18 protein-coding genes and 4 tRNA genes are annotated in these 18986 nt (G+C 68.7%); 17 read left to right on the top strand and 5 right to left on the bottom strand.

The genetic code is table 11. From position 1 onward, the window contains the following. Positions 1–61 precede the first annotated feature (61 nt). Entirely contained in the window at positions 62–550 is a 489-nt protein-coding gene (locus tag AS594_RS14825; RefSeq protein WP_069927485.1) for a YajQ family cyclic di-GMP-binding protein, read from the bottom strand. A 224-nt stretch (positions 551–774) separates the two neighbouring features. Here AS594_RS14825 and AS594_RS14820 point away from each other — a divergent pair. After that, positions 775–856: transfer RNA gene (locus AS594_RS14820), tRNA-Tyr, on the top strand. Between the two features lie 85 nt (positions 857–941). On the opposite strand, the gene AS594_RS14815 is transcribed toward AS594_RS14820, so the two are convergent. Both AS594_RS14815 and AS594_RS14810 read right to left on the bottom strand, forming a co-directional pair. Beyond that, positions 942–1598 (bottom strand): SDR family oxidoreductase, encoded by a 657-nt coding sequence (locus tag AS594_RS14815; protein WP_069932868.1) that lies wholly within the window; start codon positions 1596–1598, stop codon positions 942–944. 66 nt (positions 1599–1664) lie between these two features. Next, the gene (locus AS594_RS14810; RefSeq protein ID WP_069935123.1) at positions 1665–2924 is read right to left on the bottom strand and encodes an amidohydrolase family protein; all 1260 of its coding nucleotides are present in this window, start codon (positions 2922–2924) and stop codon (positions 1665–1667) included. 240 nt (positions 2925–3164) lie between these two features. On the opposite strand from AS594_RS14810, the gene AS594_RS14805 reads away from it, so the two are divergent. From AS594_RS14805 to AS594_RS14770, 8 genes are all read left to right on the top strand, one after another. Next, positions 3165–3237 (top strand) — tRNA-Thr (locus tag AS594_RS14805). A 48-nt stretch (positions 3238–3285) separates the two neighbouring features. After that, positions 3286–3358 (top strand) — tRNA-Met (locus tag AS594_RS14800). Between the two features lie 88 nt (positions 3359–3446). Further along, positions 3447–3611, top strand: coding sequence for a 50S ribosomal protein L33 (gene rpmG / locus AS594_RS14795; RefSeq protein WP_003956487.1), 165 nt, complete (start codon positions 3447–3449; stop codon positions 3609–3611). Between the two features lie 93 nt (positions 3612–3704). Then, entirely contained in the window at positions 3705–4157 is a 453-nt protein-coding gene (locus AS594_RS14790) for a MaoC family dehydratase N-terminal domain-containing protein (RefSeq protein WP_069927482.1), read from the top strand. Next, on the top strand, positions 4157–4585 hold the full coding sequence (locus tag AS594_RS14785; RefSeq protein WP_069927481.1) for a MaoC family dehydratase: 429 nt from the start codon (positions 4157–4159) through the stop codon (positions 4583–4585). Before AS594_RS14790 ends, AS594_RS14785 begins: the two co-directional genes overlap by 1 nt. Positions 4586–4682: 97 nt before the next feature. After that, a complete protein-coding gene (locus AS594_RS14780) occupies positions 4683–5243 on the top strand; it encodes a TetR/AcrR family transcriptional regulator (RefSeq protein ID WP_069930519.1) in 561 nt (186 codons plus the stop codon). A 71-nt stretch (positions 5244–5314) separates the two neighbouring features. Further along, a complete protein-coding gene (locus tag AS594_RS14775) occupies positions 5315–6754 on the top strand; it encodes an MFS transporter (protein WP_079144592.1) in 1440 nt (479 codons plus the stop codon). A 57-nt stretch (positions 6755–6811) separates the two neighbouring features. After that, a complete protein-coding gene (locus tag AS594_RS14770; protein WP_069927480.1) occupies positions 6812–7867 on the top strand; it encodes a UDP-N-acetylmuramate dehydrogenase in 1056 nt (351 codons plus the stop codon). Between the two features lie 332 nt (positions 7868–8199). On the opposite strand, the gene AS594_RS14765 is transcribed toward AS594_RS14770, so the two are convergent. Next, the gene (locus AS594_RS14765; RefSeq protein WP_069927479.1) at positions 8200–9219 is read right to left on the bottom strand and encodes an adenosine deaminase; all 1020 of its coding nucleotides are present in this window, start codon (positions 9217–9219) and stop codon (positions 8200–8202) included. A 124-nt stretch (positions 9220–9343) separates the two neighbouring features. Beyond that, the gene (locus AS594_RS14760) at positions 9344–10570 is read right to left on the bottom strand and encodes a pyridoxal phosphate-dependent aminotransferase (RefSeq protein ID WP_069927478.1); all 1227 of its coding nucleotides are present in this window, start codon (positions 10568–10570) and stop codon (positions 9344–9346) included. 205 nt (positions 10571–10775) lie between these two features. On the opposite strand from AS594_RS14760, the gene AS594_RS14755 reads away from it, so the two are divergent. The 8 genes from AS594_RS14755 to rpoB all read left to right on the top strand — a co-directional run bounded on the left by AS594_RS14755 (position 10776) and on the right by rpoB (position 18983). Beyond that, a tRNA-Trp gene (locus AS594_RS14755) sits at positions 10776–10848 on the top strand. Positions 10849–10954: 106 nt separating this feature from the next. Beyond that, positions 10955–11242 carry a preprotein translocase subunit SecE gene (gene secE, locus AS594_RS14750; RefSeq protein ID WP_028812393.1) on the top strand — a complete coding sequence of 96 codons (288 nt, stop codon included), beginning with the start codon at positions 10955–10957 and terminating at the stop codon, positions 11240–11242. A gap of 73 nt (positions 11243–11315) precedes the next feature. After that, positions 11316–12218, top strand: a complete 903-nt coding sequence (nusG, locus tag AS594_RS14745) for a transcription termination/antitermination protein NusG (RefSeq protein WP_069927477.1) — start codon at positions 11316–11318, stop codon at positions 12216–12218. Between the two features lie 161 nt (positions 12219–12379). Further along, a complete protein-coding gene (gene rplK, locus AS594_RS14740; protein ID WP_028812391.1) occupies positions 12380–12814 on the top strand; it encodes a 50S ribosomal protein L11 in 435 nt (144 codons plus the stop codon). A 78-nt stretch (positions 12815–12892) separates the two neighbouring features. Further along, positions 12893–13615 carry a 50S ribosomal protein L1 gene (rplA, locus tag AS594_RS14735; protein ID WP_069932869.1) on the top strand — a complete coding sequence of 241 codons (723 nt, stop codon included), beginning with the start codon at positions 12893–12895 and terminating at the stop codon, positions 13613–13615. A gap of 348 nt (positions 13616–13963) precedes the next feature. Then, on the top strand, positions 13964–14494 hold the full coding sequence (gene rplJ / locus AS594_RS14730; RefSeq protein ID WP_069927475.1) for a 50S ribosomal protein L10: 531 nt from the start codon (positions 13964–13966) through the stop codon (positions 14492–14494). A 108-nt stretch (positions 14495–14602) separates the two neighbouring features. Beyond that, entirely contained in the window at positions 14603–14989 is a 387-nt protein-coding gene (gene rplL / locus AS594_RS14725; RefSeq protein WP_069927474.1) for a 50S ribosomal protein L7/L12, read from the top strand. 511 nt (positions 14990–15500) lie between these two features. Further along, the gene (gene rpoB, locus AS594_RS14720) at positions 15501–18983 is read left to right on the top strand and encodes a DNA-directed RNA polymerase subunit beta (RefSeq protein WP_069927473.1); all 3483 of its coding nucleotides are present in this window, start codon (positions 15501–15503) and stop codon (positions 18981–18983) included. The last annotated feature ends 3 nt before the right edge of the window (positions 18984–18986 follow it).

Below are 18986 nucleotides of genomic sequence, written 5' to 3'. Positions count from 1 at the left end.
CGCTCGCGACCGGCGCCCCGCGGTCAGCGGTGCCACGAAGGTCAGCGGTGGTCCACAAACGTCAGCGGTAGTTCACGAACTGCAGCGCGAAGTCGAAGTCCTTGCCCTTCAGCAGCGCCTGCACGGCCTGGAGGTCGTCACGGCTCTTCGAGCTGACCCGCAGCTCGTCGCCCTGGACCTGCGCCTTGACGCCCTTGGGGCCCTCGTCGCGAATGATCTTCGCCACCTTCTTGGCGTTGTCCTGGGAGATGCCCTCCTCGATGGACGCGAAGATCTTGTACTCCTTGCCGGAGAGCTGCGGCTCGCCGGCGTCCAGCACCTTGAGCGAGATCCCGCGCTTGACCAGCTTGGTCTCGAAGACGTCGAGGATCGCCTTGACCCGGTCCTCGGAGTTGGCCTGCATCAGGATCTTCTCGCCGGACCAATCGATCGAGGCGCCGACGTTCTTGAAGTCGTAGCGCTGCGAGATCTCCTTCGCGGCCTGGTTGAGGGCGTTGTCGACCTCCTGCCGCTCGACCTTCGAGACGATGTCGAAACTGGAGTCGGCCATGTCCTGTGGCTCCTTGTGATCGGGGGACGGGGGTACCGGTATCGGGTGCCGCACGGGGCGGGCGCGCGGCCGGGCGTCCCGGGCCGCTGCCGTAAAGCCTAGCCACCCGGACCCGCCCCGAGGGCTGATCAATCCGGTGGCGGAGCACCCCCGGGCATCAGGTATCGTTTACGTCGTTGCCACGGAACAACCGCCCCGGCGGGAGTACCGAGGCGGCATCCCATGGCGGTGTGCCCGAGTGGCCAATGGGAGCGGACTGTAAATCCGCCGGCTTAGCCTTCCCAGGTTCGAATCCTGGCGCCGCCACAGGTAGGGAAACCCCCTCCGACTGCGAAAGCAGCCGGAGGGGGTTTTCTCGTTACCGCGCCCCGTTCGGCGGTGCGGCCCGCGCTCAGTTGCCGGCGACGTCCTTCACCGCGACCGTGACCGGCACGGACCCGCTGACCAGCTCCAGCGTCAGCCCCGCCGTCGAAGGCGTCTCCAGCAGCTCGGCCAGGACCGCCGCCACGTCGTCGCGCGGCACGGGACCGCGCCCCGTCGAGACCCCGAGGGACACCAGCCCGGTCCCGGCGTCGTTCGTCAGGCTGCCCGGCCGCAGGACCGTCCAGTCCAGACCGGACCGGGAGCGCACATCGTCGTCGGCCGCCCCCTTGGCACGCAGGTACGCGTCGAACACCTCGTCACCCGCCCTCCCCGCGTCCGCGCCCATCGACGACACGATGAGATACCGGCGTACGCCGGCCCGCTCCGCCGCGTCCGCGAAGAGCACGGCCGCTCCCCGGTCCACCGTGTCCTTGCGTTCCGTGCCGCTGCCGGGCCCCGCGCCGGCCGCGAAGACGGCGGCGTCGGCGCCCGCCAGCACCTCGGCGACCTGCTCGACGGAGGCCGATTCCAAGTCCAGCACGACCGGTTCGGCGCCGACCGTCCGCAGATCCTCGCTCTGCCGGGCATCGCGCACGATGCCCGCCACCTCGTACCCGCGCGCGGCGAGCAACCGCTCCAGCCGCAGCGCGATCTGACCATGTCCACCCGCGATGACAATGCGCATGTCTCCGACCGTACGCGCCTCGGCGGGATGGTGCTCAAGGCCGGGCCGCACACGCCTGACAGGGGATCAGCCCCGCCCCTGCCGCGGCAGATCGAGTGCGACGGCCGCCGCCGAGTCGCAGTACTCGCGGACGGCGCTGGTACGGGCCACGACCCGCCCGCGGTGGATGACGACGCGGCTGTACGCCAGGGACAGCACCCCCCCGAGCCGGTCCCCGCGTACGGCGACCAACTCGGCCGGAAAGCCCGCCTCCACTCGTACCTCGGGCAGCCCCATCGCCTCCCGCGCCGCGGAACTCACGGCGCCGTACGCGTCCGCCGGACGCATCCCGCCCTGCGAGGCCAGCAGGTAGGCCGCCTCCAGCGGGTCCCCGCGCCCCACCGGATTGGCCACGTCCCGCAGCGCCCCGCTGCCCGCGGCGACGCGCACCCCGGCCGCACGCAGCAGCCGTACGGGCGCCGGGCCGCCGCCCCGGCGCTCCACCCCCGAGCAGTCGCCCTGCGGCAGGCACACCACGGTCACTCCCGCGGCCGCCAACTGCCCCGCCGCGCGGGTGGCGGCGTCCAGGGGGAGCCGGGAGAGCCCGGCGCACGGCCCGATGGTGACCCCGGGCCGCAGCCCGCCCGCCATGGCCGCGAGCCGCGCGAGCCGGGCCGGATCGTCACCCTCCGTATGGAGGTCCACCGGGCAGCCGTGCTCGGCGGCGATCTCCAGGACGGCCTCCGTGTACCCGGCCGGATCGGGGTCGAGGTCCGGGCAGCCGCCCACCACACCGGCGCCCATCTTCACGGCGTCCCGCAGCATGGCGAGCCCGTCGGCGCCCGCCAGCCCGGTGAGCAGCCGGGGAACGGCCACGGCGGTCAGATCGGCCAGACCGCGCAGCGAGCGCCGGGCCTGGAGCACCGCTTCCATGGACCTGATCCCCTGCACGTCCCCGATCCGTACGTGCGAACGCACCGCGGTCGCGCCGTGCCCCAGCTGCAACAGCACGGCCTCGGTGGTCCGGCGCTGGACGTCCTCGGCGCTGTACGACACGGGGCCGCCGGCGTCGGCGGTGAGAGCAGTGTCACTGTGGGCATGCGGTTCGGCCGCCGCGGGGAGCAGGAGGTGGCCGCCGAGGTCCACGCGCGCGCCCACGGCGGGAAGGCTGCCCGCGGTCCCGACGGCCTCGATACGGCCGCCACTGAGCCGTACGTCCACCGTGCGGCCGTCGGTGAGGCGGGCCGAGCACAGCAGGAGCGTGGTGCTTTCGGTGCTGGGCGAGCCCTCGCTGTTCCCAGGGGGGCCGCCGGGCGAACGGGGCGGCTGCGGCTGGCTGTCGGACATCGGGCTCCTGGTGGGGCGTGGGGCTCGGGCGCGCAAGATCAAGATCACGCAGCGTGAGTCGAGCCTAGGGCGCCGCAAACCAGCCTTCGAGGAGGAGCGAAATAGTCGTACCGGTGAGGGCACGAGTGGCGCACCAGTGGCGCACGAGTGGCGTACGGGACCGCTGTGACGGGCACGTGAAGGGGTACGGGAAACGGATTTGGGCGATCGGCGGGCGACCGTGTAATGTCTTCATCGCTCGCCCCAATAGCTCAGTCGGTAGAGCGTCTCCATGGTAAGGAGAAGGTCTACGGTTCGATTCCGTATTGGGGCTCTGGTGATCGGGGATCCCCGCCTTCGGGCGGGGTGATCCGGACATCAAAGCGGTGTAGCTCAGTCGGTAGAGCAAGCGGCTCATAATCGCTGTGTCACCGGTTCAAGTCCGGTCACCGCTACACACGGTAGCCGATTGTGGGGTCGGTCCTTCGATCGGCTACTCTTTTATGCGTTCATCCGTCAACCGTCCGTCCAAGGAGCACTCACGTGGCTGCCACCGACGTCCGCCCGAAGATCACGCTGGCCTGCGTGGAGTGCAAGGAGCGGAACTACATCACCAAGAAGAACCGGCGTAACAACCCGGACCGTCTTGAGATGAAGAAGCACTGCCCGCGCTGCAACTCGCACACCGCGCACCGCGAAACCCGCTAAACACAGGCTCGTATGCGAGGCCGTCCCCACTTCGGGGGCGGCCTCGTGTCGTTTGGTTCAGTCAGTTCATCGCTCATCAGGAGGTACGAGTCCATGGCGCTCGACCAGTCCTTCGTGGGGCGGGCCTATCCGCCCACCGCACCGTACGAGGTCGGCCGGGAGAAGATCCGGGAGTTCGCCGAGGCAGTGGGCGACACCAATCCCGCGTACACCGATCCGGAAGCCGCCAAGGCACTCGGTCACTCCGATGTGATCGCACCCCCGACCTTCGTCTTCGCCATTACGTTCAAGGCGGCCGGGCAGGTCGTCCAGGACCCGCAGCTCGGACTGGACTACAGCCGGGTCGTGCACGGCGACCAGAAGTTCGCGTACAAGCGCCCGGTACGGGCGGGGGACCGGCTGTCGGTCACCTCGACCATAGAGGCGGTCAGGTCCATGGCCGGCAACGACATCCTGGACATCCGCGGCGACGTCCACGACGAGTCCGGCGAGCATGTGGTGACGGCGTGGACGAAGCTCGTCGCACGCGCGGCGGAGGAGGCGTGATGGCGGCGAAGATCTCTTACGCGGACGTCGAGGTCGGCACCGAGCTGCCGGCCCAGTCCTTCCCCGTGACGCGCGACACGCTCGTGCGGTACGCCGGCGCCTCCGGGGACTTCAACCCGATCCACTGGAACGAGAAGTTCGCCACCGAGGTCGGGCTGCCGAACGTGATCGCGCACGGCATGTTCACCATGGCCGAGGCGATCCGGGTGGTCACCGACTGGGTCGGCGACCCGGCCGCCGTCGTGGAGTACGGCGTGCGGTTCACTAAGCCGGTCATAGTCCCGAACGACGACAAGGGCGCGCTGATCGAGGTCGGCGCCAAGGTCGCCGCGCTGCTGGACGGCAACCGCGTCCGGGTGGACCTGACGGCCACGAGCGACGGCCAGAAGGTGCTGGGTATGTCCCGCGCCGTGGTGCAGCTCGCCTGAAGCACGCTCTCGGTAAGGGGCACACGCAATTGCGATGTGCCCCTTACCCGGCTTGACGTCATTAGTGATTGACCACTAACTTACTCGCATGGTCAGGATGAGCGCAGAAGAGCGGCGCGAGAGTGTCATCCGCGCGGCGATCACCGAGTTCGCGCGGGGAGGCTACAACGGCACCTCCACCGAGGCGATCGCCCGGCGGGTGGGTGTCTCGCAGCCGTACCTCTTCCGCCTGTTCAAGAACAAGCAGGAGCTCTTCCTCGCCGCCGCCACCCGCTGTCTGACGGACACCCGTCTGGCGATGGCGGAGGCGGCGCGCGGTCTGGAGGGCGAGGACGCCCACATGGCGATGGCCGAGGCGTACAAGCGGCTCATCGTCGAGGACCCCGACCGGCTGCTCCTCCAGATGCAGATGTTCGTCGCGGTGTCCGCGGCCGAGGCCGCCGGGGAGCACGCCTTCGGCGAGCCGATCCGGGCCGGCTGGGAGGAGCTCTGGGACTCCTGCCACCTCCGGCTCGGGGCGGACGAGAAGGAAACGGCGCACTTCATGTCCTTCGGGATGCTGATCAACGTACTGGTCTCGCTCGGATTCCCCGCCGGCCACCGGGTGTGGTCCGGCTTCGACATGACCAAGGTGCCGGTGCCGAAGCGCGAGCAGTGAGGGCGGGGGAGGACGCCGCGCCTTCCGCTGTCCATGAAAGTTAGTAATCAATAACTAACCAAGGGGGAAACATGCCGACACCCAGCCGCTCCGACCGCTCCACAGCCACGTGGGCCCTGGTCATCACCAGCGTCGCCGGCTTCATGGCGGCGCTCGACAACCTCGTCGTGACCACGGCACTGCCGTCCATCCGCGAGGACCTCGGCGGTGGTCTCGAAGACCTGGAGTGGACGGTGAGCGCGTACACGCTCACCTTCGCTGTACTCCTCATGCTGGGCGCCGCCCTCGGCGACCGGTTCGGCCGCCGCAGGCTCTTCATGGCCGGCCTGGCGATCTTCACCGGTGCCTCGGCGGCGGCCGCGCTCGCCCCCGGGATCGACGCGCTGGTCGCCGCCCGCGCCCTCCAGGGCGTGGGCGCGGCGGTCATGATGCCGCTGACCCTCACCCTGCTCGTCACGGCTGTGCCCCCGGCCCGCCGCGGTGCGGCCCTGGGCATGTTCGGCGCCGTCACCGGCCTCGCCGTGGCCGGCGGCCCCCTGATCGGCGGCAGCCTCACCGAGCACCTGTCCTGGCAGTGGATCTTCTGGCTGAACGTACCGATCGGCCTCGTCCTGCTGCCCCTGGCCCGGCTGCGCCTGAACGAGTCGTACGCACCCGGCGCCCGGCTCGACGTCCCCGGCACACTCCTCGTCAGCGGCGGCCTCTTCGGGATCGTGTACGCCCTGGTCAACGGGCAGTCGGACGGCTGGACCAGCACCCCGGTCCTCACCGGCCTGGTCCTCGGCAGCGCGCTCCTCGGCGGGTTCGTCCACCACGGCTTCCGGAACAAGAACCCCATGCTTCCCATGCGGCTCTTCCGCAACCGTGCCTTCTTCGGCATCAACATCGCGAGCCTGCTGATGTTCCTGGGCATGTTCGGCTCGATCTTCCTGCTCAGCCAGTTCCTCCAGACCGTCCTCGGTCACTCGCCCACCGAAGCCGGCCTGCGGATGCTCCCGTGGACCGGTATGCCGCTGATCGTGGCGCCCCTCGCCGGATACCTCTCCGACCGCGTCGGCGGCCGCCCCGTGGTCGCGGCCGGTCTCGCCCTCCAGGCGATCGGCCTCGCGTGGTACGCCGCGGTCCTCGGCCCGGACGTCTCGTACGCCGCCCAGCTCCCCGCCCTGGTCCTCAGCGGCATCGGCATGGGGCTGTACTTCGCCCCCGCCGCCAGCCTGGTCATGTCAAGCGTCCGCCCCGCCGAGCAGGGCATCGCCTCCGGCGCCAACAACGCGCTGCGCGAGGTCGGCGGAGCCCTCGGCATCGCGGTCCTGGGCGCGGTGTTCGCCGCGCGGGGCGGCTACGAGTCCGCCGACGCCTTCACCGACGGCGCCGTCCCGGCCCTGTGGGCAGGCGCGGCCGTCGTGGCCCTGGCAGCCGCGGTGGCGCTGCTGATCCCGTCCCGGGCCGTTCCGGTCCCGGCGGCCGGAGCCGGATCCGGTGCCGCACGGACGGAACTCGTCCACCACTGACCTCCCGGCGGTACGGGGCGCCTCTGGCTGTCGGAGGCGCCCCGTACGCTTGTCCCCGTGCAGGAACTCCACGACGCCCCCCTCGCCCCCCTGACCACCTTCCGGCTCGGCGGCCCAGCGACCCGCCTCGTCACGGCCACCACCGACGACGAGGTGATCGCCACCGTGCGCGAGGCCGACGCGGCCGGCACCCCGTTGCTCGTCATCGGAGGCGGCAGCAACCTGGTCATCGGCGACAAGGGCTTCGACGGCACCGCCCTGCGCATCGCGACCACCGGCTTCCGGCTCGACGGTACGTCGCTGGAACTGGCCGCCGGCGAGGTCTGGACCGACGCCGTCGCCCGCACGGTCGAAGCGGGCCTCGCGGGCATCGAGTGCCTCGCGGGGATCCCCGGCTCGGCCGGCGCCACCCCGATCCAGAACGTCGGGGCGTACGGCCAGGAGGTGTCCAGCGTCATCACCGAGGTCGTGGCCTACGACCGCCGCGCCGACGAGACGGTGACCCTGCCCGCCGCCGCGTGCGACTTCTCGTACCGCCACAGCCGCTTCAAGCAGCACCCCGACCGCTTCGTCGTGCTGCGCGTCCGCTTCGCCCTGGAGGACGCGGACGGCATGTCGGCGCCGATCAAGTACCCGGAGACCGCCCGGACCCTCGGCGTCGAAGCCGGCGACCGCGTGCCGGCAGCCGTCGCCCGCGAGACGGTCCTGAAACTGCGCGCGGGCAAGGGCATGGTGCTGGACCCGGAAGACCACGACACGTGGTCGGCGGGCTCCTTCTTCACCAACCCGATCCTCTCGGACCAGGAGTACGCGGCCTTCCTCGCCCGCGCCCAGGAGCGCCTCGGAGCCGAGGTGACGCCTCCGGCGTTCCCGGCCGGCGACGGCAGGACGAAGACCTCGGCGGCCTGGCTGATCGACAAGGCCGGCTTCACCAAGGGGTACGGGACGGGTCCGGCCCGCATCTCCACCAAGCACACGCTGGCCCTCACCAACCGGGGCGAGGCCACCACGGAGGACCTGCTGGCACTGGCGCGCGAAGTGGTCGCGGGCGTCCGCGAGGCATTTGGCGTAACCCTGGTGAACGAACCGGTGACGGTGGGCGTAACCCTCTGACCCGCCCCCACTGGCTTCGCCCGTCACTCTGCCGGGATGGGTGACGCCGGGGGGCCGCGCCGCCCTCGCACTCCACGTTGCCGGGAGGGGACGTGCCGGGGCGCTCCCCGCAGGGTGTCGAACGCAACCTTGGGCGTCGCGAAGCAGCGCCGCCGCACGTTCGGCACCCGAGGAGACGCCCCGGCGCGGCACCGACCCCGCAGCCCCTGACGGCGAGGCCCGCCCGGCACCGCTCCCGAAGCCCGCCGGGTCCCGGCACCCACGACTCCGGCACCCACGAGTCCGGCACCCACGAGTCCGGCACCCACGACTCGGCACCCAGTGAGCGCGCCTCAGCCCTCCAGCCAGTGGCCGATCCCCGTCAGCAGCTTCGCCTGTACGTCGTCCGGCGCCGCCGACCCCCGCACCGACTGCCGCGCCAGCTCGGCCAGCTCCGCGTCCGTGAACCCGTGGTGCCGCCGCGCCAGCTCGTACTGCGCCGCCAGCCGCGACCCGAACAGCAGCGGGTCGTCCGCGCCCAGCGCCATCGGTACCCCCGCGTCGTACAACGTCCGCAGCGGCACGTCCTCGGGCTTCTCGTACACACCCAGCGCCACGTTCGAGGCCGGACACACCTCGCACGTCACACCCTTTTCGGCCAGCTTCCGCAGCAGCCGGGGGTCCTCGGCCGCCCGCACCCCGTGCCCGATCCGCGACGCGCGCAGATCGTCCAGACAGTCCCGGACGGACGCGGGCCCGGTCAGCTCCCCGCCGTGCGGCGCCGCGAGCAGCCCGCCCTCCCGCGCGATCGCGAAGGCACGGTCGAAGTCCCGCGCCATCCCCCTGCGTTCGTCGTTGGAGAGCCCGAAGCCCACGACCCCGCGGTCCGCGTACCGCACCGCCAGGCGCGCCAGCGTCCGCGCGTCCAGCGGGTGCTTCATCCGGTTCGCCGCGACCACCACCCGCATCCCGAGCCCGGTCTCCCGCGACGCGCTGTCCACCGCGTCGAGGATGATCTCCAGGGCCGGAATCAGGCCACCGAGCATCGGCGCGTACGAGGTCGGGTCGACCTGGATCTCCAGCCACCCGGAACCGTCCCGCACGTCCTCCTCGGCCGCCTCGCGCACCAGCCGCCGGATGTCCTCGGGCTCCCGCAGACACGCCCGGGCGGCGTCGTACAGCCGCTGGAACCGGAACCACCCGCGCTCGTCCGTCGCCCGCAGCTTCGGCGGTTCGCCGCTGGTCAGCGCCTCCGGCAGGTGTACGCCGTACTTGTCGGCCAGCTCGAGGAGCGTGCTGGGCCGCATCGACCCGGTGAAATGCAGATGCAGATGGGCCTTCGGCAGCAGTCGGACATCGCGCGCACTCAACATCCCAAGATCCTGCCGCACGCACGAGCCGCCGGGAAGCGACTTTGCCCGAACGAGTAAGTCCCCGAACGCAGAAACGGGCCCCCGGCCGAAGCCGGGAGCCCGTCGAAGCAGGGGAAGCGGGACCTCAGTCCCGCGCCTCGGCCAGCAGCTTCTGGATGCGGGACACACCCTCCGCCAGGTCCTCGTCACCCAGCGCGTACGACAGCCGCAGGTAGCCCGGCGTACCGAACGCCTCGCCCGGTACGACCGCGACCTCGACCTCGTCGAGGATCAGCGCGGCCAGCTCGACCGAGCTCTGCGGACGCTTGCCGCGGATCTCCTTGCCGAGCAGCCCCTTGACCGAGGGGTACGCGTAGAACGCGCCCTCCGGCTCCGGGCAGACGACGCCGTCGATCTCGTTGAGCATCCGCACCATCGTCTGCCGGCGTCGGTCGAAGGCGGAACGCATCTCGGCGACCGCGTCGAGGTTGCCGGAGACCGCCGCGAGAGCCGCGATCTGGGCGACGTTCGACACGTTGGACGTGGCGTGCGACTGGAGGTTCGTCGCGGCCTTGATGACGTCCTTGGGGCCGATGATCCACCCGACCCGCCAGCCGGTCATCGCGTACGTCTTGGCGACGCCGTTGACGACGACGCACTTGTCGCGCAGCTCCGGCAGGACGGCCGGGAGGGAGACCGCGGACGCGTCGCCGTAGACCAGGTGCTCGTAGATCTCGTCCGTCAGCACCCACAGCCCGTGCTCGGCGGCCCAGCGGCCGATCGCCTCGGTCTCGGCCTCGGTGTAGACCGCGCCGGTCGGGTTCGACGGGGAGACGAAGAGGACGACCTTGGTCTTCTCCGTCCGCGCCGCCTCCAGCTGCTCGACCGAGACCCGGTAGCCGGTCGTCTCGTCCGCCACGACGTCCACCGGGACACCGCCCGCGAGACGGATCGACTCCGGGTACGTCGTCCAGTACGGCGCCGGGACGATGACCTCGTCGCCCGGGTCGAGGATCGTGGCGAACGCCTCATAGATGGCCTGCTTGCCACCGTTGGTGACCAGCACCTGCGAGGCGTCCACCTCGTAGCCGGAGTCACGCAGGGTCTTCGCGGCGATCGCGGACTTGAGCTCGGGGAGCCCGCCGGCCGGGGTGTAGCGGTGGTACTTCGGGTTCTGGCAGGCCTCGATCGCGGCCTCGACGATGTAGTCGGGCGTAGGGAAGTCGGGCTCGCCCGCGCCGAAGCCGATGACCGGCCGGCCGGCGGCCTTCAGGGCCTTGGCCTTGGCGTCCACGGCAAGGGTTGCGGACTCGGAAATCGCGCCGATTCGGGCTGAGACCCGGCGCTCGGTGGGAGGAGTTGCAGCGCTCATACGGGCCATCGTCCCAGACCGCGATCCCGCTCAGCACATGGATACCGAGGGGCGGACAGGCGGCGGACAGGAAGCGTCCGGGCGGTATCTGTTCGACGCCGGGCCTGTGACCACGTACACTCACTCGTCGTTGGCCCCTCATCAGCCACTCCGCCGTGCGCACTCCGTGCACTCGGCCGGATGCGGTAGGTTGGGGGAACCACAAAGGGTCGTAGCTCAATTGGTAGAGCACTGGTCTCCAAAACCAGCGGTTGGGGGTTCAAGTCCCTCCGGCCCTGCTACACACATCTTCGCCAGGATGTGTGCGCATGTACGTACTTCTATGCACTGCCGTGCGGCTCCACCGGGCGCGGCACGGCCACGACCCGGAATCAGGTGAGTAGCGTGACGGACGCCGTGGGCTCCATCGACATGCCTGATGCCCAGGACGAGACGCCGGATTCCAGCAAGAAGTCTCGCAAAGGCGGCAAGCGCGGCAAGAAGGGCCCCCTGGGCCGTCTCGCGCTCTTCTACCGCCAGATCGTCGCAGAACTCCGCAAGGTCGTCTGGCCCACGCGCAGCCAGCTGACGACCTACACCACCGTGGTGATTGTCTTCGTCGTCATCATGATCGGCATCGTGACCGTGATCGACATGGGCTTCGCCCGAGCCGTCAAGTACGTTTTCGGCTGATCCCGCGTAGGGCGCCTCACCCGGCGCCCCTTTCGCCGTTCCACCCATATGTATCCAGGAAGAAGCAGCCACCGTGTCTGACCCGAACCTGAACGACGCCGTTGAGCCGAGCGAAAGCCCGGAGTCCGCTGAGGACCAGCTCGACATCGTCGAGGCGGCCGACGAGGACCAGGCGGAAGCTGCTGACGTCGCTGCGGGCGAGCCGGCGGAAGAGGCCGCCGTGCACGTCGAGTCCGAAGAGGCCGTCGCCGAGGAAGCCGCAGAGGCCGACGAAGACGAAGCTGTGGACGCCGCCGACGCCGAGTCCGGCGAGGACGCCGAGTCGGACGAGGAAGAGGCCGCCGAGCCCGCCGCGCCCGCCGACCCGATCGCCGCGCTCCGCGAGGAGCTCCGCACCCTGCCCGGCGAGTGGTACGTCATCCACACCTACGCCGGGTACGAGAAGCGCGTGAAGGCGAACCTGGAGCAGCGCGCGGTCTCGCTGAACGTCGAGGAGTTCATCTACCAGGCCGAAGTGCCCGAGGAAGAGATCGTCCAGATCAAGAACGGCGAGCGCAAGAACGTCCGCCAGAACAAGCTTCCCGGTTACGTCCTGGTCCGCATGGACCTCACCAACGAGTCCTGGGGCGTTGTCCGCAACACCCCCGGCGTCACGGGCTTCGTCGGCAACGCCTACGACCCGTACCCGCTGACCCTGGACGAGATCGTCAAGATGCTCGCTCCGGAGGCCGAGGAGAAGGCCGCCCGCGAGGCAGCCGAGGCCGAGGGCAAGCCGGCGCCCAGCCGCAAGATGGAGGTCCAGGTTCTGGACTTCGAGGTGGGCGACTCGGTCACCGTCACCGACGGCCCCTTCGCGACCCTCCAGGCGACGATCAACGAGATCAACGCCGACTCCAAGAAGGTCAAGGGCCTCGTCGAGATCTTCGGTCGCGAGACCCCGGTCGAGCTCAGCTTCGACCAGATCCAGAAGAACTGATCTTCTCTGGACCCCCGCTTCCGACCAGGTCAGACAGGCTCTCGCAGCCGGTCTGACCTGCTCGGTTTTTAGCCGCACAGCTATACCCGTTATCGTTGTGCGGTATGCCTCCGTCCGGTGATCGGATGGCAGGAAACTCTCACTAGGACCCGGAGAGAGCAATGCCTCCCAAGAAGAAGAAGGTCACGGGGCTCATCAAGCTCCAGATCAACGCCGGCGCGGCCAACCCGGCTCCGCCGGTCGGCCCCGCGCTCGGCCAGCACGGCGTCAACATCATGGAGTTCTGCAAGGCCTACAACGCCGCGACCGAGTCGCAGCGTGGCATGGTCGTGCCGGTGGAGATCACGGTCTACGAGGACCGCTCCTTCACCTTCGTGACGAAGACCCCGCCGGCCGCGAAGCTGATCCTCAAGGCCGCTGGTGTGGACAAGGGATCGGGCGAGCCCCACAAGACCAAGGTCGCGAAGCTCACCGCCGCTCAGGTGCGTGAGATCTCGACGGTCAAGCTCCCCGACCTGAACGCCAACGACCTCGAGGCCGCGGACAAGATCATCGCCGGTACCGCCCGTTCCATGGGCATCACCGTCGAGGGCTGAAAGTCCCCGTAGCACCTCAGTGGTAGGGCCAAGCGCTGGTCCGCACCACGACTCCACCTCCATACCCCAGGAGCAGAAGTGAAGCGCAGCAAGAACTTCCGCAGCGCGGACGCGAAGATCGACCGGGAGCGCCTGTACGCCCCGCTCGAGGCCGTCCGTATCGCCAAGGACACCTCCACCACGAAGTTCGACGGCACCGTCGAGGTCGCCATGCGTCTGGGCGTCGACCCGCGCAAGGCCGACCAGATGGTCCGCGGCACCGTGAACCTGCCGCACGGCACCGGCAAGACCGCCCGGGTCCTGGTCTTCGCGACCGGTGACCGTGCTGCGGCCGCGGAGGCCGCCGGCGCCGACATCGTCGGCTCCGACGAGCTCATCGACGAGGTCGCGAAGGGCCGTCTGGACTTCGACGCCGTCGTCGCCACCCCGGACCTCATGGGCAAGGTCGGCCGCCTCGGCCGCGTGCTCGGTCCGCGTGGTCTGATGCCGAACCCGAAGACCGGAACGGTCACCCCGGACGTGGCGAAGGCTGTCACGGACATCAAGGGCGGCAAGATCGAGTTCCGCGTCGACAAGCACTCGAACCTGCACTTCATCATCGGCAAGGTCTCCTTCGACGAGACGAAGCTGGTCGAGAACTACGCCGCGGCGCTGGAGGAGATCCTCCGTCTCAAGCCGTCCGCCGCGAAGGGCCGCTACATCAAGAAGGCCGCCCTCGCCACGACGATGGGCCCCGGCATCCCGCTGGACCCCAACCGCACCCGTAACCTCCTCGTCGAGGAGGACCCGGTCGCCGTCTGACCGGGTCGGGCCCTGGGCTCTCCCAGGGCTCACTGAGCGGCTCTGATCGGGCCCCGTACTTCCCCCCAGGGGAGGCGCGGGGCCCGATTTGCTTGTGGGTGAGCCGTTCGCGTAGTCTTCCCCAGAAGCCAAAGACCGCTGGTCGTTGCTGTGTCTTCGCAAGAGGGCGCGGTGGCCGAAGGATCCGCTAGGTGCGGACGACCCGCGCAGGTGTCGTGGAAAGCTCCCGGACACGCTCTTCAAGAGCGCAGTCGGTCGAGCTCAGCCCCGTGCGCCTGCGCCGGGGCGTTTCGTTTTGCCCAGCCCCTTCTGAGCGGTCCTCATCACCCGGAAGGAGGCCGACGCTCTATGGCAAGGCCCGACAAGGCTGCCGCGGTAGCCGAGCTCGCGGACCAGTTCCGTAGCTCGCACGCCGCCGTGCTGACCGAGTACCGGGGTCTCACCGTGGCGCAGCTCAAGACGCTGCGTCGTTCGCTCGGTGAGAACGCCCAGTACGCCGTGGTGAAGAACACGCTGACCAAGATTGCGGCCAACGAGGCCGGGATCAACACGCTGGACGACCTGTTCGCAGGTCCGACGGCGGTTGCCTTCATCACCGGTGACCCGGTGGAGTCGGCGAAGGGTCTTCGTGACTTCGCCAAGGACAACCCCAACCTGATCATCAAGGGCGGTGTCCTTGACGGTAAGGCGCTGTCCGCCGATGAGATCAAGAAGCTCGCGGACCTCGAGTCCCGCGAGGTTCTGCTCGCCAAGCTGGCGGGCGCCATGAAGGGCAAGCAGTCGCAGACTGCCTCGCTGTTCAAGGCGCTTCCGTCGAAGTTCGTCCGCACCGCGGAGGCGCTTCGTGCCAAGCAGGCCGAGCAGGGCGGTGCCGAGTAATTCGGCTCGCTTTTTGACCGACGCCGCAGGCGCAGGTCGCAGCGGGCCGGAAGTACGCCCGCCTCACATGTACATCGGCACCAGCCGAATTAGTGGAAGGACGCCATCATGGCGAAGCTCACCCAGGACGACCTGCTCGCGCAGTTCGAGGAGATGACCCTCATCGAGCTCTCTGAGTTCGTGAAGGCCTTCGAGGAGAAGTTCGACGTCACCGCCGCCGCCGCGGTTGCCGCCCCCGTCGCCGGTGGTGTCGCCGGTGGCGCCGCCGAGGCCGCCGAGGAGCAGGACGAGTTCGACGTCATCCTCACCGGTGCCGGCGACAAGAAGATCCAGGTCATCAAGGTCGTGCGTGAGCTGACCTCGCTGGGTCTGAAGGAGGCCAAGGACCTCGTCGACGGCGCTCCGAAGCCGGTCCTCGAGAAGGTCGCCAAGGAGGCCGCTGAGAAGGCCGCCGAGTCCCTCAAGGCCGCCGGCGCGGCTGTCGAGGTCAAGTGACCTCGTTGAGTCTCTGACTCAGCGCTCCACGTCCTCAGGGCGATCACCCGTTCGGGTGGTCGCCCTGAGGCGTTCCCGGGATGCCTTCCTTGCTCTTCGCGTCGGGGCGAGTATCGTGATCTTCGCCGTACGCCCCGGGGGAGCCCGGGAGCCTGGGGGCCTTGACGAACCGCACGAGGCGCGCAATTCTCAGGACGCGTCGTCATACCGATCCGGATCCGAGGCATGGATCGGCGACGTAGAGGGCAGTACTGATATGCGCATCGAGCGCATGGCTTTCCGCAGGAGTTGAGTACAGCGAGGGTGTCGAACGACCCGCTCTGGACATCAGTGAGCCAAGTGGCTACACTGACCCTTTGCGCTGCCTGTTAGCTGCCTCCTGCCCGTCACCAGGGGCATACCCTCGCTCGAGCATCTGATGGCCGACTTCCCTGACCAGGGAATTCTGCCGCTGTGCCAGCTTGGGACCGGTACGCGCGTAGTGAGTCCGAGCCCTCGGAAGGACCCCCTCTTGGCCGCCTCGCGCAACGCCTCGACCTCCAATACGAACAACGGCGCCAGCACCGCCCCGCTGCGCATCTCCTTTGCAAAGATCAAGGAGCCCCTCGAGGTTCCTAACCTCCTCGCGCTGCAGACCGAGAGCTTTGACTGGCTGCTCGGCAATGCCGCTTGGAAGGGTCGCGTCGAGGCCGCTCTCGAGAGCGGACAGGACGTCCCCACCAAGTCTGGTCTGGAAGAGATCTTCGAGGAGATCTCGCCGATCGAGGACTTCTCCGGGTCGATGTCGCTGACGTTCCGCGACCACCGGTTCGAGCCGCCGAAGAACTCGATCGACGAGTGCAAGGAGCGCGACTTCACGTTCGCCGCTCCCCTCTTCGTCACCGCAGAGTTCACCAACAACGAGACCGGCGAGATCAAGTCCCAGACGGTCTTCATGGGCGATTTCCCGCTCATGACCAACAAGGGCACCTTCGTCATCAACGGCACCGAGCGTGTCGTCGTGTCGCAGCTGGTCCGCTCGCCGGGTGTCTACTTCGACTCCTCCATCGACAAGACGTCCGACAAGGACATCTTCTCCGCCAAGATCATCCCGTCCCGGGGTGCCTGGCTGGAGATGGAGATCGACAAGCGCGACATGGTCGGTGTCCGCATCGACCGCAAGCGCAAGCAGTCCGTGACCGTTCTCCTCAAGGCTCTCGGTTGGACCACCGAGCAGATCCTCGAAGAGTTCGGCGAGTACGAGTCCATGCGCGCCACCCTGGAGAAGGACCACACCCAGGGCCAGGACGACGCGCTGCTCGACATCTACCGCAAGCTCCGCCCGGGCGAGCCGCCCACGCGCGAGGCCGCTCAGACGCTGCTCGAGAACCTCTACTTCAACCCGAAGCGCTACGACCTCGCGAAGGTCGGCCGCTACAAGGTGAACAAGAAGCTCGGCGCCGACGAGCCGCTGAACGCGGGTGTCCTCACCAGCAAGGACATCATCGCCACCATCAAGTACCTGGTCCGGCTGCACGCCGGCGAGGTCGAGACGGTCGGCGAGTCGGGCCGGAGCATCGTCGTCGAGACCGACGACATCGACCACTTCGGCAACCGTCGTCTGCGTAACGTCGGCGAGCTCATCCAGAACCAGGTCCGCACGGGTCTGGCTCGTATGGAGCGCGTCGTACGCGAGCGGATGACGACTCAGGACGTCGAGGCGATCACGCCGCAGACCCTGATCAACATCCGGCCGGTCGTCGCCTCCATCAAGGAGTTCTTCGGCACCAGCCAGCTGTCGCAGTTCATGGACCAGAACAACCCGCTGTCGGGTCTCACCCACAAGCGCCGTCTGTCGGCGCTTGGTCCGGGTGGTCTCTCCCGTGAGCGGGCCGGCTTCGAGGTCCGTGACGTGCACCCGTCTCACTACGGCCGCATGTGCCCCATTGAGACTCCCGAAGGCCCGAACATCGGTCTGATCGGTTCGCTCGCCTCGTACGGACGCGTCAACGCGTTCGGTTTCGTCGAGACGCCGTACCGCCGCGTCACCGAAGGTGTGGTCACCGACGAGGTCGACTACCTGACGGCCGACGAGGAAGACCGCTTCGTGATCGCCCAGGCCAACGCGACGCTGGGTGAGGACATGCGCTTCACCGAGTCGCGCGTGCTCGTCCGCCGTCGTGGCGGCGAGATCGACTACATCCCCGGCGACGACGTCGACTACATGGACGTCTCGCCGCGCCAGATGGTGTCGGTCGCGACCGCGATGATCCCGTTCCTCGAGCACGACGACGCCAACCGCGCGCTCATGGGCGCGAACATGATGCGTCAGGCCGTGCCGCTGATCACGTCCGAGGCGCCGCTCGTCGGCACCGGCATGGAGTACCGCTGCGCGGTCGACGCCGGTGACGTCATCAAGGCGGAGAAGGACGGTGTGGTCCAGGAGGTTTCCGCGGACTACGTCACCGTCGCCAACGACGACGGCACGTACACCACGTACCGGATCGCGAAGTTCTCCCGCTCCAACCAGGGCACCTCCGTCAACCAGAAGGTTGTCGTGGACGAGGGCGCCCGGGTCGTCGAGGGCCAGGTCCTCGCCGACGGGCCCGCCACCCAGCAGGGTGAGATGGCGCTCGGCAAGAACCTGCTCGTGGCGTTCATGCCGTGGGAGGGTCACAACTACGAAGACGCGATCATCCTCAGCCAGCGTCTGGTGCAGGACGACGTCCTCTCCTCGATCCACATCGAGGAGCACGAGGTCGACGCCCGTGACACCAAGCTCGGCCCCGAGGAGATCACCCGGGACATCCCGAACGTCTCCGAAGAGGTCCTCGCGGACCTCGACGAGCGCGGCATCATCCGTATCGGTGCCGAGGTCGTCGCCGGTGACATCCTCGTCGGCAAGGTCACGCCCAAGGGTGAGACCGAGCTGACGCCGGAAGAGCGCCTGCTGCGCGCGATCTTCGGTGAGAAGGCGCGCGAGGTGCGCGACACCTCGCTGAAGGTGCCGCACGGCGAGGTCGGCAAGATCATCGGCGTCCGCGTCTTCGACCGCGAAGAGGGCGACGAGCTGCCGCCGGGCGTGAACCAGCTGGTTCGCGTCTACGTCGCGCAGAAGCGCAAGATCACCGATGGTGACAAGCTCGCCGGCCGTCACGGCAACAAGGGCGTCATCTCGAAGATCCTGCCGATCGAGGACATGCCGTTCATGGAGGACGGCACCCCGGTCGACATCATCCTCAACCCGCTGGGTGTCCCGTCCCGAATGAACCCGGGACAGGTCCTCGAAATCCACCTGGGCTGGCTCGCCAGTCAGGGCTGGAAGGTCGAGGGCAGCGAGGAGTGGATGGAGCGCCTCAAGGTCATCGGCGCCGACGAGGTCGCCCCCGGCACCAACGTCGCCACCCCGGTGTTCGACGGTGCGCGCGAGGACGAGATCTCCGGTCTCTTCGAGTCCACGATCCCGAACCGCGACGGCAACCGGATGGTCCAGCCGTCCGGCAAGGCCAACCTGTTCGACGGCCGCTCGGGTGAGCCGTTCCCGGACCCGATCTCGGTCGGGTACATGTACATCCTCAAGCTCCACCACCTGGTCGACGACAAGCTGCACGCTCGTTCGACCGGTCCGTACTCGATGATCACCCAGCAGCCGCTGGGTGGTAAGGCCCAGTTCGGTGGCCAGCGCTTCGGTGAGATGGAGGTGTGGGCGCTGGAGGCTTATGGCGCCGCGTACGCCCTCCAGGAACTGCTGACCATCAAGTCCGACGACGTCACCGGCCGCGTGAAGGTCTACGAGGCCATCGTCAAGGGCGAGAACATTCCTGAGCCCGGCATCCCCGAGTCCTTCAAGGTGCTCATCAAGGAGATGCAGTCCCTGTGCCTCAACGTGGAGGTGCTGTCCTCGGACGGCATGTCCATCGAGATGCGCGACACCGACGAGGACGTCTTCCGCGCTGCGGAAGAGCTCGGTATCGACCTGTCCCGGCGCGAGCCGAGCAGCGTCGAAGAGGTCTGACGG

Source organism: Streptomyces agglomeratus, assembly GCF_001746415.1.
GTDB lineage: Bacteria > Actinomycetota > Actinomycetes > Streptomycetales > Streptomycetaceae > Streptomyces > Streptomyces agglomeratus.
This window is presented reverse-complemented; position numbering and strand designations above follow the sequence as displayed.

Excerpts from the sequence above, each read along its gene's own strand:
- AS594_RS14825 (WP_069927485.1), bottom strand. The coding sequence starts at position 550 with ATGGCCGACTCCAGTTTCGACATCGTCTCGAAGGTCGAGCGGCAGGAG.
- AS594_RS14815 (WP_069932868.1), bottom strand. The coding sequence starts at position 1,598 with ATGCGCATTGTCATCGCGGGTGGACATGGTCAGATCGCGCTGCGGCTG.
- AS594_RS14810 (WP_069935123.1), bottom strand. The coding sequence starts at position 2,924 with ATGTCCGACAGCCAGCCGCAGCCGCCCCGTTCGCCCGGCGGCCCCCCT.
- AS594_RS14790 (WP_069927482.1), top strand. The coding sequence starts at position 3,705 with ATGGCGCTCGACCAGTCCTTCGTGGGGCGGGCCTATCCGCCCACCGCA.
- AS594_RS14785 (WP_069927481.1), top strand. The coding sequence starts at position 4,157 with ATGGCGGCGAAGATCTCTTACGCGGACGTCGAGGTCGGCACCGAGCTG.
- AS594_RS14780 (WP_069930519.1), top strand. The coding sequence starts at position 4,683 with ATGAGCGCAGAAGAGCGGCGCGAGAGTGTCATCCGCGCGGCGATCACC.
- AS594_RS14775 (WP_079144592.1), top strand. The coding sequence starts at position 5,315 with ATGCCGACACCCAGCCGCTCCGACCGCTCCACAGCCACGTGGGCCCTG.
- AS594_RS14765 (WP_069927479.1), bottom strand. The coding sequence starts at position 9,219 with ATGTTGAGTGCGCGCGATGTCCGACTGCTGCCGAAGGCCCATCTGCAT.
- AS594_RS14760 (WP_069927478.1), bottom strand. The coding sequence starts at position 10,570 with ATGAGCGCTGCAACTCCTCCCACCGAGCGCCGGGTCTCAGCCCGAATC.
- rplK (WP_028812391.1), top strand. The coding sequence starts at position 12,380 with ATGCCTCCCAAGAAGAAGAAGGTCACGGGGCTCATCAAGCTCCAGATC.
- rplJ (WP_069927475.1), top strand. The coding sequence starts at position 13,964 with ATGGCAAGGCCCGACAAGGCTGCCGCGGTAGCCGAGCTCGCGGACCAG.
- rplL (WP_069927474.1), top strand. The coding sequence starts at position 14,603 with ATGGCGAAGCTCACCCAGGACGACCTGCTCGCGCAGTTCGAGGAGATG.